The 14,347-nt window shown below is 56.4% G+C and carries 14 protein-coding genes; 7 read left to right on the forward strand and 7 right to left on the reverse strand.

Annotation, left to right across the window (positions count from 1 at the left end; translation table 11 throughout):
• Nucleotides 1–33 precede the first annotated feature (33 nt).
• The 4 genes from L972_RS18325 to L972_RS18340 all read right to left on the reverse strand — a co-directional run bounded on the left by L972_RS18325 (nt 34) and on the right by L972_RS18340 (nt 3,324).
• The gene (locus tag L972_RS18325; RefSeq protein WP_047440129.1) at nt 34–801 is read right to left on the reverse strand and encodes a hypothetical protein; all 768 of its coding nucleotides are present in this window, start codon (nt 799–801) and stop codon (nt 34–36) included.
• A gap of 25 nt (nt 802–826) precedes the next feature.
• The gene (locus L972_RS18330; protein ID WP_047440131.1) at nt 827–1,468 is read right to left on the reverse strand and encodes a TetR/AcrR family transcriptional regulator; all 642 of its coding nucleotides are present in this window, start codon (nt 1,466–1,468) and stop codon (nt 827–829) included.
• Between the two features lies 1 nt (nt 1,469).
• Complete coding sequence (locus L972_RS18335; RefSeq protein ID WP_047440133.1) at nt 1,470–2,657, reverse strand: patatin-like phospholipase family protein; 1,188 nt, start codon at nt 2,655–2,657, stop codon at nt 1,470–1,472.
• A gap of 94 nt (nt 2,658–2,751) precedes the next feature.
• A complete protein-coding gene (locus tag L972_RS18340) occupies nt 2,752–3,324 on the reverse strand; it encodes a phasin family protein (RefSeq protein ID WP_005333118.1) in 573 nt (190 codons plus the stop codon).
• Nucleotides 3,325–3,572: 248 nt separating this feature from the next.
• Between L972_RS18340 and L972_RS18345 the strand changes: the two genes are divergently transcribed.
• Complete coding sequence (locus tag L972_RS18345; RefSeq protein ID WP_043820049.1) at nt 3,573–5,546, forward strand: SDR family oxidoreductase; 1,974 nt, start codon at nt 3,573–3,575, stop codon at nt 5,544–5,546.
• Nucleotides 5,547–5,636: 90 nt separating this feature from the next.
• On the opposite strand, the gene L972_RS18350 is transcribed toward L972_RS18345, so the two are convergent.
• The gene (locus L972_RS18350) at nt 5,637–6,512 is read right to left on the reverse strand and encodes an esterase/lipase family protein (protein ID WP_047440135.1); all 876 of its coding nucleotides are present in this window, start codon (nt 6,510–6,512) and stop codon (nt 5,637–5,639) included.
• Between the two features lie 170 nt (nt 6,513–6,682).
• Between L972_RS18350 and L972_RS18355 the strand changes: the two genes are divergently transcribed.
• The 3 genes from L972_RS18355 to L972_RS18365 all read left to right on the forward strand — a co-directional run bounded on the left by L972_RS18355 (nt 6,683) and on the right by L972_RS18365 (nt 9,335).
• Nucleotides 6,683–6,985 (forward strand): YebG family protein, encoded by a 303-nt coding sequence (locus L972_RS18355; RefSeq protein ID WP_047440136.1) that lies wholly within the window; start codon nt 6,683–6,685, stop codon nt 6,983–6,985.
• Nucleotides 6,986–7,365: 380 nt separating this feature from the next.
• On the forward strand, nt 7,366–8,643 hold the full coding sequence (locus L972_RS18360) for a tyrosine-type recombinase/integrase (RefSeq protein ID WP_162504356.1): 1,278 nt from the start codon (nt 7,366–7,368) through the stop codon (nt 8,641–8,643).
• A 353-nt stretch (nt 8,644–8,996) separates the two neighbouring features.
• Complete coding sequence (locus L972_RS18365; protein ID WP_047440140.1) at nt 8,997–9,335, forward strand: hypothetical protein; 339 nt, start codon at nt 8,997–8,999, stop codon at nt 9,333–9,335.
• 790 nt (nt 9,336–10,125) lie between these two features.
• Here the strand turns inward: L972_RS18365 and L972_RS18370 are convergent.
• Nucleotides 10,126–10,395 carry a hypothetical protein gene (locus L972_RS18370; protein WP_052200090.1) on the reverse strand — a complete coding sequence of 90 codons (270 nt, stop codon included), beginning with the start codon at nt 10,393–10,395 and terminating at the stop codon, nt 10,126–10,128.
• Nucleotides 10,396–10,721: 326 nt separating this feature from the next.
• Here L972_RS18370 and L972_RS18375 point away from each other — a divergent pair, with 326 nt between their 5' ends.
• Entirely contained in the window at nt 10,722–11,546 is an 825-nt protein-coding gene (locus L972_RS18375; protein WP_047440142.1) for a hypothetical protein, read from the forward strand.
• Nucleotides 11,547–11,641: 95 nt separating this feature from the next.
• On the opposite strand, the gene L972_RS18380 is transcribed toward L972_RS18375, so the two are convergent.
• Nucleotides 11,642–11,893 (reverse strand): hypothetical protein, encoded by a 252-nt coding sequence (locus tag L972_RS18380; RefSeq protein WP_047440143.1) that lies wholly within the window; start codon nt 11,891–11,893, stop codon nt 11,642–11,644.
• 65 nt (nt 11,894–11,958) lie between these two features.
• Here L972_RS18380 and L972_RS18385 point away from each other — a divergent pair, with 65 nt between their 5' ends.
• The gene (locus L972_RS18385) at nt 11,959–12,144 is read left to right on the forward strand and encodes a hypothetical protein (protein WP_047440144.1); all 186 of its coding nucleotides are present in this window, start codon (nt 11,959–11,961) and stop codon (nt 12,142–12,144) included.
• Nucleotides 12,145–12,521: 377 nt separating this feature from the next.
• Nucleotides 12,522–14,345 carry a phage/plasmid replication protein, II/X family gene (locus L972_RS18390; protein ID WP_162504358.1) on the forward strand — a complete coding sequence of 608 codons (1,824 nt, stop codon included), beginning with the start codon at nt 12,522–12,524 and terminating at the stop codon, nt 14,343–14,345.
• Nucleotides 14,346–14,347: the final 2 nt, after the last annotated feature.

Genomic DNA, 14,347 nt, shown 5'->3' on the forward strand with positions numbered 1-14,347 from the left:
CTCTACTTTTGAGTGCTCCAAAAAATGGGGGGATTACCCCTCCACATCGAGGCGTTCCATGGCATCCATGGGTTCGCACTCGGCCGCTTCGGCATAGAGGGCTTCGGCCGCTTTCAGGCGGCTCTTGCCGTGCAGCATCACCTGAGCGTTGGCGTACTCCATGCGGGCGATAGCCGATTCGGGGATCAGCGCCAGCGCCTCCTTGAAGTGACGTTCGGACTCTTCCTTCTTGGCGCCATAGGTGAGGCCGCCGATCATGGCCCCCAACTTATCGACGATCTCCGCATGCCAGGCGCCAAAGGCAATATGGGCCTCGGCGTGATCTGGCGCCAGCTCCAGCGCCTTCTCAAGGCTTGCCTTGATCTTGTCGCCAATTCCTTGCGAGAGGGCCTTGGAGATGGAAATGACCTGACTGTAGCGACCGAGTGCCAGCGCGTGGAAATACCAGGCGTTGGCGTTCCTGGGCTGACGCTTTTGCAGCTTCTCGGCATGGCTGGCCGCCCGCTCGAAGGCGGCGCGCTTGGCATACTTGTCTTCCAGCAGGTAGCTGGCGTGGATCACCAGCGCCTTGTTCGCCACATTGAGACCCGCCTCACCGGCCGCTTCGCCAAGGGCGACGGCCTGGGCAAAATCCCCGGCATGATAGGCCCGCCAGGCATCCTGTACCTGCTCATCCTCGGGCCAGGGTTCAGCATCCCCCTGATGGAGACGATCCCAGTTGTCCGCCAGCTTCTGGCCAGCATAGTCATAGGCCGCATCCGCGTAGGGGAAGGGGACAAATTCGAGTTGTGAAGTGGTCATGCTTGTTCTCCCTGTAGCATGTGAATCAAACCTTGTCGGTGTAGTGGTGGGCGAGGGCGCCCAGATGAGCGCGGGCATCGGCCCGCAAATAGGGTGCGACCAGCTGCATCACCTGAAAGACGCCGAGGGCAATATCGGCGTCCGCCTTGGGGTGCAGTGCCCGCTGATAAGAGATCCAGAATGTGCCCACCAGCGCCACATTGGCCGCCAGCGTGCGCATCTGTTGCGCCGAGCCCTCCATCAGCCCGACCGTTTGCAGATGGTTGCAAATGGCGATGGCGGTCTGCTCCTTGCGGCGCAGCAGGGCGGAAAAACGCTGTTCCACCTGATGATAACCACTCATCAGGGTCGCGATATCGTAGTAGAGGAAACGGTACTGCCAGATGGCTTCAAACATCAGGTGGAGAAAGAGCCAGATATCTTCGGGCTCATCGGACGGGGTGCTGACCGCCTCCAGCAGGCGATCCATCTGCTGTTCAAATTCGCAGAACAGGGCGTTGACGATCTCCTCCTTGTTGTGGAAGTGGTAGTAGAGATTGCCCTGGCTGATCTCCATCTCGGCCGCAATGGCCGAGGTGGTGACGCTGGGTTCCCCTTGTCGATTGAAGCAGGCGAGGGCAGTGGTCAGGATCCGCTCCCGGGTACGGCGTTTGGGTTTGCGATCCATGCTACTCCTTTGGTGATGAACGGCGCACGCCGTGGCGATAGCGTTTGGCAAGCCAGTGCTGCAACTGCTCCAGCGACTTGTCGAGGGCGGCAACCGAGCCAATGCCGGGGGCCAGCAGGGTGCGATCTTCATCGGCCAGCGCGGCCAGATTGAGCTCGAGGCCATGCTTGGCCAGCACCGGCGCCAGCTCGTCACGACGCTGCCAGAGATCGCGGCGGGTATGCTGGTAAGCGTGCTCGCAGAGGCGGCGACGATCCCGGTAACTGAACACATTGGTGAAGAACATCTCGCCATCGGCAGAAGAGGGCTCAAACAGCAGGGCGTCAGCGTCTGGATATTGGTGTTTGTAGCGATCCATCCCCACATGCATACGGGAGTGGATGATGGCGCGAAAGGTCTGGGCCAGTACCACCGGCAGACCGCTGTCCACCAGATTGGTCGGCGCGCCGGCGGCCATGTCCGCATCATAGGGCACCAGCGGATTGATGCAGAACACCAGATCCGCCCCCTCTTCCATCGCTACCGAAGCGTGCAGGGTCTTGATCAGCGCCCCGTCCACATAGTAACGCCCGTTAATCAATGAAGGGGGGAAGAGGCCGGGCAGAGCGGCTGACGCCTGTACTGCCGCCGAGATGGGCACGTCATCGAGCCCCGGGCTACCGAAGGCGACCGGATGGCCGGTGTCGAGTTCGGTAGCTACCACAAACAGTCGACTGCGCAGCTGGCGAAAATCATTGCTGCGGCCGGGGCGAGAAAAAAACTGGGTCAGGGTGCGATCTACCCCGCGGTTGTCGAACAGTCCGGTCGGAATGGCCTTGGAGAGTCCCTGCAACGACTCAAACAGGCTGCGCTTCCAGGGGGCCGCCAGATAGTAGGTCAGACTCTGCCACGCCAGCGGCGGGATCGAGGTCAGACGGTCGGCATATTCACGAAAGGCGGGTCGCAGCAAGGTAGCCGGGTCAAACATCTCTCCCGAATCATCGCTGAGCAGGATCCGCACCAGCTTAGCCGGCGAGATGCCGTTGGCCAGCGCCGAGGCCACCACGGCCCCCGAGCTCACGCCAACATAGATGTCGGCATGGTCAAGGCGCAGGCCGTTGATGCTGTCAGAGAGGGCTGCGCAGGCACCGATCTCGTAGATGCCGCCGAGCGGCCCGCCGCCAGCAAGGGCAATTGCGATGGTACTCATAGCGTTGCCTCCCTATCCATGACATTCATCATGACAAGACCGGCCCAGCGCAGGGCATGGGCCGGTATCAATCACCTTCCGTCACCGCGAGGGATCAGGGCAGGACGCTCTCTGCTTTGGCCTTCACCTCTTTCACCGCATCTTCAGCGGCGGAGAGGAGATCGGCGGCCTGCTCAACCACGGCCTCTTTAGCCTTGGCTACCGGTGCCTTCTTTACCGGAGGCTTGCGGGCAGCGGGCTTTTTGGCGGCAGCCGGTTTGGCTTCAGCGGCAGGGGCTTCCTCTTCCTGTGCATCCAGCAGTTGCTGGACCACGTCGGTCAGCTCGGCCATGCGCTTGGAGAGCTTGTCGATATCCTTGCGGGTCGGGATGCCGAGGCTGGCCACAGCGCGGGCCACGCGATCTTCGAACACCTGCTCCAGACGACCCCAGGTATTGGCGGTCTTGTCGGTCACAGCGGCAATCTTCTCATCTGCGCTCTGACGGGTTTTTGCTTGCAGCGCTTCACCTTCCTGCACCAGGGCTTCAAAGATCTTGCCACCCTCTTCCTGCGCCTTGGCATAGGCACCCAGACCCGCCAACCAGATCTGCTGGGTGGACTCTTTGATAGTGGAGGTGAGTTGGTTGTCGGTCACTGACCCTGCCAGCGCTTTCAATTTCTTAGCCATGATCTTCTCCTTGAATAACGACAGATAAATGTAATGGCGACAACGAAACTGCAATCGGGTTGTGGCATTACTGATTTTTCAACTTCAGTCTAGGGACAAAAAATAGAGGGTTCTACCTAATAACGGAACAGGCACACCACCGAAATTAGGGTTTGCTCACGAACCGACAATCAAATTGCGGATTCCCATATGAATCGTGATATATCTAACAACCTAGTAACACCCTAATCAGTAGCAGGATTCTCTTTATGAACTATTTCATTACTGGCGGTAGTGGTTTTATCGGGCGTCGATTGATCAAAAAGTTATTCCAACAGCATCCCGACTGTATCGTCTATTTTCTGATGCGCGCCTCTCATCAGGATAAATTGCCGGAGTTATTTGCATTCTGGAATGTGGATGAATCGCGTGCAGTCCCGGTTTTTGGTGACATGACGCAACCGCTGCTGGGGGTGTCGGTCGAGATGCAGGAGCAGTTGATCGGCAAGATCGACCATTTCTTCCATCTGGCTGCCATCTATGATCTCAACGCCAAGGCCGGGATCCAGCAGCAGGTCAACACCGAAGGGACCCGTCAGGCTGTTCAACTTGCCGAGCGGCTAGGGGCAGGGCAGTTCCACCACTGCAGCTCCATCGCTGCAGCGGGCCTGTTTGACGGTCTGTTTCGCGAGGACATGTTCGATGAGGCCGAACACCTCGACATGCCTTACTTCCAGACCAAGCACGAAGCGGAAGGGATTGTGCGAAACGAGTGCACCATTCCGTGGCGAGTCTATCGACCGGGGATCGTTGTCGGTGACTCCAATACCGGCGAGATGGACAAGATTGACGGCCCTTACTACTTCTTCAAGACCATCCAGAAGCTGCGTCGCCTGCTGCCGCCCTGGATGCCCGCCATCGGGGTTGAGGGCGGGCGCATCAATATCGTGCCGGTCAACTTTGTGGTCGATGCCATGGTGCATATCGCCCATCAAGAGGGAGAGGAGAACAAGACCTTCCACCTGACCGACCCCAACCCGATGCGGGTTGGCGACATGCTGAGCACCTTCTCCCGCGCCGCCCATGCGCCAGAGCCTGCGATCCGCATCAATGCCTCTCTCTTTAATTTCATTCCCCGTCACCTGACCGCCATGCTGATGACCATGGCGCCGGTGCGCCGTATCCGCGATGCCGCCATCGCCGATCTGGGTCTGCCCAAGGATGTGTTCCGCCTTATCAGCTATCCCACCCGTTTCGACAGTCGCGAAACCCAGCGGGTACTGAAAGGGACAGGCATCGAAGTGCCGCCGCTGCACAGTTACGCCTGGCGGTTGTGGGATTACTGGGAGCGTCACCTCGACCCGGAGCTCTTCATCGATCGCTCCCTGCGTGGTCGGGTAGAGGGCAAGGTGGTGCTGGTGACCGGGGCCACCTCCGGCATTGGCCGTGCAACCGCGCGCAAGCTGGCGGGGGCGGGGGCCAACGTCGTTACCATCGCCCGCGACGAGCAGAAGATTGCCGAGACTAAAGCGGAGTTTGCCGAGCTGGGGCTGACCATCGAGATCTATCAGGGGGATCTCTCCAATCTGGCGCAAGCCGAGGAGATCACCGCTCGCATCGTGGCCGATCACGGCGGCGTCGATATTCTGGTCAACAATGCCGGCCGCTCCATCCGTCGCTCCATCGAGGACTCCTTCGATCGCTTCCACGATCTGGAGCGCACCATGCAGCTCAACTACTTTGGTGCGCTCAAGGTGATCATGGGGGTACTGCCCACTATGATCGAGAAGAAAAAAGGGCACATCATCAACATCTCCTCCATCGGGGTGTTGACCAATGCACCGCGCTTCTCCGCCTATGTTGCCTCCAAGTCGGCCCTCGATGCCTGGGTGCGTACCGCCGCCTCCGAGTTTGCCGACAAGGGGGTCAGCTTCTCCATCATCAATATGCCGCTGGTGAAAACGCCGATGGTCGCACCGACCAAGGTCTATGAGCAGGTACCTATGATGACGCCGGAAGAGGCGGCCGATCTGGTGTGCGATACCATCATCAACAAGCATGTGCGACTGGCCACTCGCCTCGGGGTATTTGGTCAGGTGGTTCACGCTCTGGCGCCGCGTGTCGCTCAGGTCATCATGAACACCAGCTTCCGCACCTTTGCTGATCCCAAGGATGGCGACAAGTCCAAGGCCACTGCCGATCAGGTTGCCGTCTCGACCCTGATCAAGGGGATCCACTTCTAACCTGATGATGGGATAAAGAGATCAACAGGGGCCTGAGCAATCAGGCCCCTGTTTTATTTGGAATAACAGTTGAAGGACGAATAAGGAGGGTCAGACTCGGGACAGCAGATCAAGCAGCAGATCTGTCGTACGACGGGAGTAAAGCAGAGAGAGATGACCAATGGCAGGCAACTCGATATCTTCCATTCCCGCCAATCGTTGCCTCTCCTGCGGCATCACCACATTGTCGTGACTGGTGCGCACCGAGATGCCGGGCACGCAAAGCGGCACAGAGGCAAAACGCTGCAACCAGCCGGAACCGGGCTCCATCTCGCGGGCATTGGCTCCAAGCCCAAGGGCGGCCAGCTGACTGCCCTGATGAGGCGTAGCCAGGGTGATCAGACGTGCGACCTTGTCACCACCATGGATAGCCAGATAGTCGCGGCAGACTAGCCCGCCCATACTGTGGCCGACCAGCACCAGCTTGTCAGCCCCGGTCTGCGCCAGCACATCGTCAATCCGGGTGGCCAGCAGCGGCACCATCTCATCGATATGACCAAATGGTGGCATCAAGGTAATGGTGGCGACCACATGGCCTGCGGTCTCCAGTCGGGTGCGCTGGGTACGCCAGATCCCGCGACTGCAACCGTAACCATGCACCAACAATACGGGGCGCTGGCATGGACGCAGCCGATCGGGTGCCATCAGCAAAGGCTCAAACGGTAACAACCAGGTGAAGGTGTAAAGGTAGGCCAGCATCTCCTGCGCCATCATCTTCACCCTGCGCCAGGGGCCGATAGCCGGGGAGGGGTAGAAGCGGGTAAACATCCAGCTACCGAGCACCACCAGACAACGCAATCCAAGCAGGGCAAACACGACAAACAGCAGGGTCAGCAACCAGGGGAGTCCCACGACCAAGTGGGCGATACTCCCGAGGAGCAGCACCTCTACCATCAGCAGGATAAACAGGTGTCGTACGATCGTCATAAGGCCATGATCCGACCAGTCAGGCGTGGAAGTCAAATGGCACTTTGAGACAGCTTGATCCAGCGCGGCTTTTGTCGCTAAACCCCGGCGAATTCTTTTCCGGTGAGGTTATTTGCAATACTGTATATCCATACATATACTCTATCCATCATCACCAAGAGGAGGCCATCATGGCTGTCGAGATCAAATATGTGGTTGTTCGTGGGGGAGTGGAAAAAATGACCTTTGCCAGCAAAAAAGAGGCCGATGCCTATGACAAGCTGCTGGATACGGCCGATGAGTTGATGACCCTGTTGGCTGGCGCCCCGATCGAGCTGGCCCCAGAGCAGCAAGAGAGTCTGGCATTCTACCTGGCAGAGCAACGCGATGTGCTGCAAACCCTGCTGCGCGGCGGCAAGGTTCAGGCAGACACGAAAGAGGAAGAGGCTCCAGCAGCCAAGCGCAAGGAGAAGCCACTAAAGCAGGTGGCCTGATTACACAGACCTGCTATTTCTCGGGATAAACAGCTCGCGGCATTCACTTTATTTGCATTTAAAACCATTTTTACGGCTATTTACCCCGAGAATTTTTTAACTACGGTGCATATACAATGCATAACTGAATAGCGTGCACCACTGAGCGACACCAGCCAGATCTATGAGGAAATAATGAGCAAACAGTGGAGAGAACGTTATCCAGATCGCTCCTGGTGACCTTAATCAGCAACAACAAGAGGCAGTACCAATCCCAATAGAAGCCGCATTCATGTATCACGAGCCCTTTTCTAGCAACTCGGCTCACAGGCTCATATCGACTCATCTCAGCATCAACAAGCAACACCATGACTCAACACCCATTATCCTTGCCGCCCGCCATGCCGCTGTTTGACAGCCTTATCTATCTGGAGGCCGGTAACCCACAGGTCAATCAGTACCTTGCCAACCTCAGTCTCAACGATGTGCCCGATGCAGGGCTGGTTTACGAACTGGCGGTCGATTGGCTGCTAGAGCAGCGCAACAGCGAAAACAACTACAAAACCTATCGCAGCGAACTGACCACTTTTTTGCACTGGTGCTTTCGCGAGGCGGCCATCAGCCCGAAAGATCTCACTCGCCGCATCATGATCCGCTATCTCGACTATTGTCAGTCCCCCCCTGACGAGTTGATCGCCTACCGCAACGTGGCGCAGTTTATCCTCGACAAGGAGTGGGGAGAGCGGTTGCCCAATCCGCAATGGCGACCGTTCCTCGGCAAGCGGGAACTGGGCCGCACCTTGCCCTATCGTCTTAGCGAGCAGGCGATGAAGACCAAGCTCGCCATCTTGTCGGCCTTCTTCCAGTTCCTAATCCAGGAGGAGTACATGGACAGGAATCCCGCTCTGCTACTGCAGCGGGTCAAACGGCCGAAACAGCAGGAAGCCGATGATCAGGTGCAGGCCTTCAGCGAGTTGCAGTGGTCATACGTGATGCAGGCCGCCGACACTCTGGCCAGCGAATATCCGGAACAGCACGAACGCAGCCGCTTTCTTACCATCCTGATGTATGCCTGCTATCTGCGGATCTCTGAGGTTGCTGCCCGACCGGGCTTTACCCCCGTAATGGGCCAGTTTCGCCGTGATCGCAAAACCGGCGTCTGGGGCTACTTTATTCCCCAGAGCAAAGGGGGAAAACGGCGTACCGTGGCGGTTTCCCAAGCCTTGTTGGGTGCGCTCGAGCGTTATCGCACCTTTCTTGGCCTTGCGCCATTACCGACTCCAGATGAACAGACCCCCCTGTTTGTTCGCCATAAAGCGGCAGCCCACGGACGTGAGCAGGGCGAGCTCAATGCCAACCTCGGTATCCGCCAGTTACGGGATCTGATCATGGTGATCATCGCCAAGGGAGCCGAGCTGGCCGAATTGGATGGATTTGCCCAGGATGCAGCTGAAATGCGGCAACTGTCGCCCCATGCCATTCGCCATACCGGGATCACCCATGACATCAACCTGCATGGGAGACCGCTTTCCCACGTACAGGCCGATGCAGGGCATGACAGCATCGACACCACTTCGAAATACCTGCACACCAGCAATAGTGAACGACATGAGAGCGCCCAGCAAAAGCCGCTGGACCGATTGAACCAACATGTGAGAGATAACATTCACAAGAACTAACGAACAACGTGACATGGCTCTTAGAACACAGAATGGCTTGTTTGGGATGTCATAGAAGTTGGTGCGGCGATTTTGTACTTCTCTGGATGGCAATCGGTTCAGGAAATATTTTTGGCTCACATGGATGATTCAGAACAGGCTCCTTGCCATCTGCGGCATACATATTTATCCCGTAGCAGAGAAGCAAAAAACGGAATTGTTTGCTGAAACACCGAGAACACCCGATGCCGAAAGCTAAGTAACATGCCGGAAGCAGTCATATTCGGTTGAACAGCGCCTTGTTATCACACTTGCATATCCAGTCATCATTGGTGATATTGATGTCAATATTAACGAGATACCAAGGAGCGGGTATGCAAGTGGCAGTGGTGGAAAAGACCTTCAGGATCGTTGGCAAAGGGTCGCTCATGGCCCAGTTCACCTTTATCTCTTCAGGCACACTGCATATCTGGTTTCCGGATGTGGGCCTGCAGATGGAGGCCCACTGCAAAGAGTTGCGTATAGAAGATTGCACCATTATCTATACCAATGGCCTCCATCACGGCCAGCCCCGAGCGCTCTGGTCCTTAACCCTCCATCCCGACGATATGAACGAGCTCAAACGTATATTGCAGCAGTTTAACAGCAACCTCTACTTGACCTGCCAACCACCCACATTGACCATCGCCAAACGTGCCTTGAATATGAATTGACCCGACTTCCAAAAAAGTCGCAATCATGCCAGCCACAACAATAAGCCGTGAGGATTAAGGGAGGGGAATCTATCGAGATAGTCGGCATTTTTTATGGCTGTTTTACAAGAAGGAGTATCAATATTTCCAGAGAGAGACCTCTCAAGTAGGGGACAGATATTTCTAAGAATATTCATTGTAATAACGAGAATTATAACTGTGAAAATCAAACATAATGTTCAATAAGTGAGGGGGATTCCGCACAACGTCTTGATTTAATAGTGGACTCTTGTCTCAAAATGGGACATTTCGGTGATGTGGGGCAGGGCGGTTGACTGTATTATTCTGTTATCGCTGCAAGAGCATCTGCAGAAGGAATCAACCAGATATTTTCCTTCTGCTTTGGCCAGTCAGATCGCAGGAGGTCTGTATGTAGCCTCGCTCCTGATCGATTTCCGAACCTTTAAGCTAAGGAAAAGCTGCGGGCTACTTCTTTTAATAAGCCTTGTTATCTCTCACGGTAATGCCGATATCCCTATTTATCGGCATCTAACTACTTCATTGCCTGAAGGTACTAGATGGACAATCAAGTATTAATCATTCTTCTGGGAGTCATCGGCTTACCTTTGTGCTTTTATCTTCTTGCTATCATGCCAAACGCCACTCATTGCTACTCATGTAAAGCGCCATTATCAATGCACCGACAGAAGACATTTCATCGAACGATAGATGGGCAGGAGCGCGAGATATGCAAAACAAAAAATGTTATGGCGGTAAATCATCTTACAATCCGCGGATGAGATAACCGTAGTTACTCAAAACGTTCCAATCCAACATCTGAACCCCAATCAATCTCACTTGCTGCGGTGACGCTGGGGTCACACCGAGCCAGCAGTTCTTCCAGCGTGTAATGTGGCTGGCCACGCAGTTTGGCACGAGCACGCTCCACATCTTCAAACGCCGCAGTCAGCAGCGCCGGATCGCCATCTTCAAGAGCAGCCTGCAGATACGCAACCATGTCGGCCTCAGTGACCAAGCAGTCAGCCGCATCAAAACGGCTCCATTGTTCAGTTCTCTTCATTCCGTCCTCCTGCACCCTTCATTGCGCATAATGCGAGCATTATGTTGAGGGTTTGCAGCACTTGTGCTGACGGGGGTTGGTAGAACGTGGGCCGCGAAGCGGCATCGTTATACCAATTCCCGCCCGTAACATAATGTCTATTATGCGCGGTGTATCACTTCACTCTCAGCACCCACCACTAGGCGTCATTGTCTATCTCCATCACGTTCTGTGAGAAAAAATAGAGACAGGCCTAGATCGCGCGAAAATATTTCCATTAGAATCCCCTACAAAATCAATTGACTCCGTATAAAACTTGCCGGTGCTCCCGGCTCTGTGAGAGAAAAATGAAAGGGAATATTTTTGTTGCATCTGTGCTTTCGATTGCAGCTATAACCGGGTGCTCATCCACCCCCAAAGATTTGGGACAGCCATTCGTTCAGGATAAGAGCAAGAGCGTTGCGTTGAACGTAGCTGCTTATGCTGGTTATCCATATTTACTTGTGGACAACAGCTACAGCCAGGAATTCGACACCCTCGCAACCTCGAGTAGCAATGCCATGCTGCTGGCCAACGATCTCAGCGGAAGCCTTGGTTCATTAGGTGGCGGAACGTTAGGACTTGGACTGGGATTCATCTCAGGTCTAGCTGATCAATACCCTTTGGACGCGGCTAAAGTATTCACCGCCAAACTACAGCCGGGTGAAGATTATCGGTCAGCTGCGACTGTGTTGCGTGTGTTGAAAGCCAATTACGAGAAGAGGCCTGAAGATCCGGAAGAGTTCAAAGCCTTAAACGGTTATTTTGCTAAGCCTAATCTAGATGCGTATGTGTGCGAACCTGCTGATTTTCTAGCAAAAAGTAACTTTGACTTCAGCTGTTTTGACCCTGCATACAAGAGCTTTAACCATTACATCAAGGTGGTCCGGCCCGCTAATGGCACGGAATTTTCCAATGTAATGAAATTGCCTGCCGGCCAGTACGGCGTTTATGTAATGCGTTCAGATAAAGGCTCCGTCCTACACCCCAAAAAAGATGCCCCGGATGCCTATTTCTATCTGAAGTCCGGTTCTTATGTCCTCGGTGACACCAACACGATCCTCCCACGTGTTGCCCCCCGTGAAGATGGCAAGCGCCTCGTGTTCATCGATGGTAAGCCGACCTTGATCTAGATCTGCGTTCTCTTACATCAGGGCAGGCACGTTGATGCCTGTCTTTATTTTTGGTCACAGTTACCATAAATAGTGCTACTCTATTTCGGTCACCGTTACCAAAAAAGGATTTCCAGATGCGCGACCCGAACGATACCAAAACCCACGACCTGCTCCCCACACCCCGCCGCCGTGGCCGCCCCAGCACCGGAACGGCACTGACCCCAGCGCAAAAACAGGCTCGATACAGGCAACGGCAGCGAGCACGCACTGTCACGGTCACGTTTGATCGTGCCGCTGTTGACTCGTTGGACTCGCATATTCGCGCCCTGGTAGCTGGATTCGATGCGCCCATCCCACCAGAACATGCGGTCTCTATCCTGGAATCAATCCGGGCCGCGACCCTGGCGCAACTGGCACCGGTGGCAGAATTATGATCGAGATCCATTGCCAGGCAGATTATGAGCAGGCGCTGGCGCTGCTGGAACGACTGATCGATGTCTATGACGCCAACAGGGCGCTGATCGAGCAGCTTTCGCTGGCCATTGAGCTCTGGGAGGAGCAGGCACCGGAGTTCGCCGAGTTCAACCGGGCGGTGGCCGGTGAGCCAGAGCCCTGATTTTGCCGTCCGCACGGGTGGTCATCTGTACGACCACCTACGCCGGTCGGCCTGCCCAGCGGCAGAGAGCGCGACCCCGTAGGGGCGGTTTTTGTTTTTGTGTGTCGGGTCGGTCTGGGGGAGGGTGGTTGGGTCGGGTGGGAGTACTGTAATCTCCCACCCAATTCTCACCGTGATAAATTCGATGTCGTTTGAGGCTCTTTTTTGAGCCTGTTTTAGGGTCTGTTTTCACCTGTAAAAATCGGTTGTGTTCCGTCTGACCCTGTGGCAGGATGATCGAGTCCCGTGATTTTATGCGGGGCGGTCAGTTCGAGACACGTTCGTGTCTCATTCCTTCGGGATATGACGCCTTCGGGCAATGCACCCAGAAATGGGTAATGAAAAAAATTGTGTTTTGGTCCGGCCTTGGCGCCGAGGCCGGATTTTTTTTCAGCATTGTCTCGGATAGGCGTATGGACCCGGTATCACAGCCCGTATCACAAAAAAAACCTCTCAGTTCGGCCATCGAAACGGCGCTGGCCGGGTTCGTGGCGTTCAACGATTTCGTTGAGCTGCGATTCCCGTTCGTTTTCGACCCACGCTGCTGTGTGGGCGCCTCCGATGCGGTCGAGTTCGACGGTATCGTCAGCCTCTCCACCGAAAAAACTTTTGACGTCGATCTGAGGCAATTGGCCTGGTTGGTGCCTGACCTGCGCCTGTGTGCAGAGGTCACGTTCCAGCCCGACGGGTCGGTGATCACTGACGAACTGAAAGCCCCATTCGAATCCATTGAGTCCCATCTCGGCTCGATGGCGATAAAAATTTATCCGCGCGGTAATGCTCGGCTGGGACTGGATCCCTATGTGTCCGCGAAAATCAACCCCAGCAAAATTAGCTACGGTTTCAACGCGTTCAGCGATATCTACACACTCGGTCAGGCCCTGCCGATCGCGATGAGCGCGTTTGTCCGTGGCTGCCCGGACCTCGCCGCCCTGGTCGATGTGGCTGGGTGTCAGGTCATGCGCATCGATTCAACCTCTGGCGTGCACTGCTCCACCGTGGCCGACGTCAGCGCCCTGCTGAAACGCATCAGCCACATTCAGATCGGGCACGTCCACGCCGCCGGGTCTACGGGGACCTACGCCGAGCGTGAGCAGAAGCTCCTCGCCAAATCTGGCGATACGACCTACATCAACCCGAACTCCGAGCACCAGCGCGGGGCTGCCTACCCCAAAGGGCCCGAGGCCCGAGAGGAGGAAAAACGCCTGACTCAGGAACTCCGTCGCGACCCCGGTAACGCCGCTCTGGCAGCCCGGGTCGAGGCCCTGTCCGACCCCGATTATCAGACCTACTGCGAAAAGCTGCTGCGCCTCGAGGCCAGAACGCTGCGCCGCGGGCTGGTCGGTCAGCTCGAACGCCTCGGTATCACCGACTGGGACGGCACCGCCGTCGATCTCATCCGCTGCGAGCGCCAGCTCGCTGATGCCGGAACAAGTTTTGTACACAGCCTCTGGGCACATGTTTGGCGCCCAGTCCTAACCGCACTCTGGGGAGACCCGTCTATGTCGCTCGCAAATGAGACTGAACTCGAGCAGAAAATCACCACCTATTACGAGGAAAATGCCGTTGGGCGTGCCCGCAGCATGGGCACGCGCCGCGCCCTGACCCACCTGCGGTGCATCATCGATCGCGGCTGGACAGCCGCCAAGCGTTCGCCTCCCGCCTCCCAGGCCACGTGGTACCGGACGATCGGCGAGCTCGTCGATGCGGGGATCTCGCTGGCTGCCCTCCAGTCCTGTGACGGGACCGCTGAGAGCCGCCTCGCGGCAGGTGTTGTGGTCTCTCTCCGGTCGGTACTCGAGGTGCAGGCAGTCAGCTCCGCGCCAAAGTGGTTTAAACCTGCCGACCTATCCCGCTGGTTGGACGATCAGGATCTTATGACCGTGCCGCACCGTCACCGCCGCGCCGTGGGCGACGGACTGGTGGAGTGCGTGGGCACTGACGACGGGCGGCCAGCTCCCGAGCACAGCGGGATTTTTGGGCCTCCCAGTTCGCTGTACGAGACCGCCGATTTCCTGCGGCGCAGCGCTGCGAGCGAGCTCAGCACGCACGCGGGCGTTTTCCCGCCCGAGGTCGACTGGGATCTGATTGTGGTCCAGTCGGAGGTCGCCGACCTGCGTGTACCTGCCGTGCCCCGCCATCCGCAGCTACGGCTGGTGTGAGG

This window comes from Aeromonas sp. ZOR0001 (genome assembly GCF_000801015.1).
Lineage (GTDB): Bacteria > Pseudomonadota > Gammaproteobacteria > Enterobacterales > Aeromonadaceae > Aeromonas > Aeromonas veronii.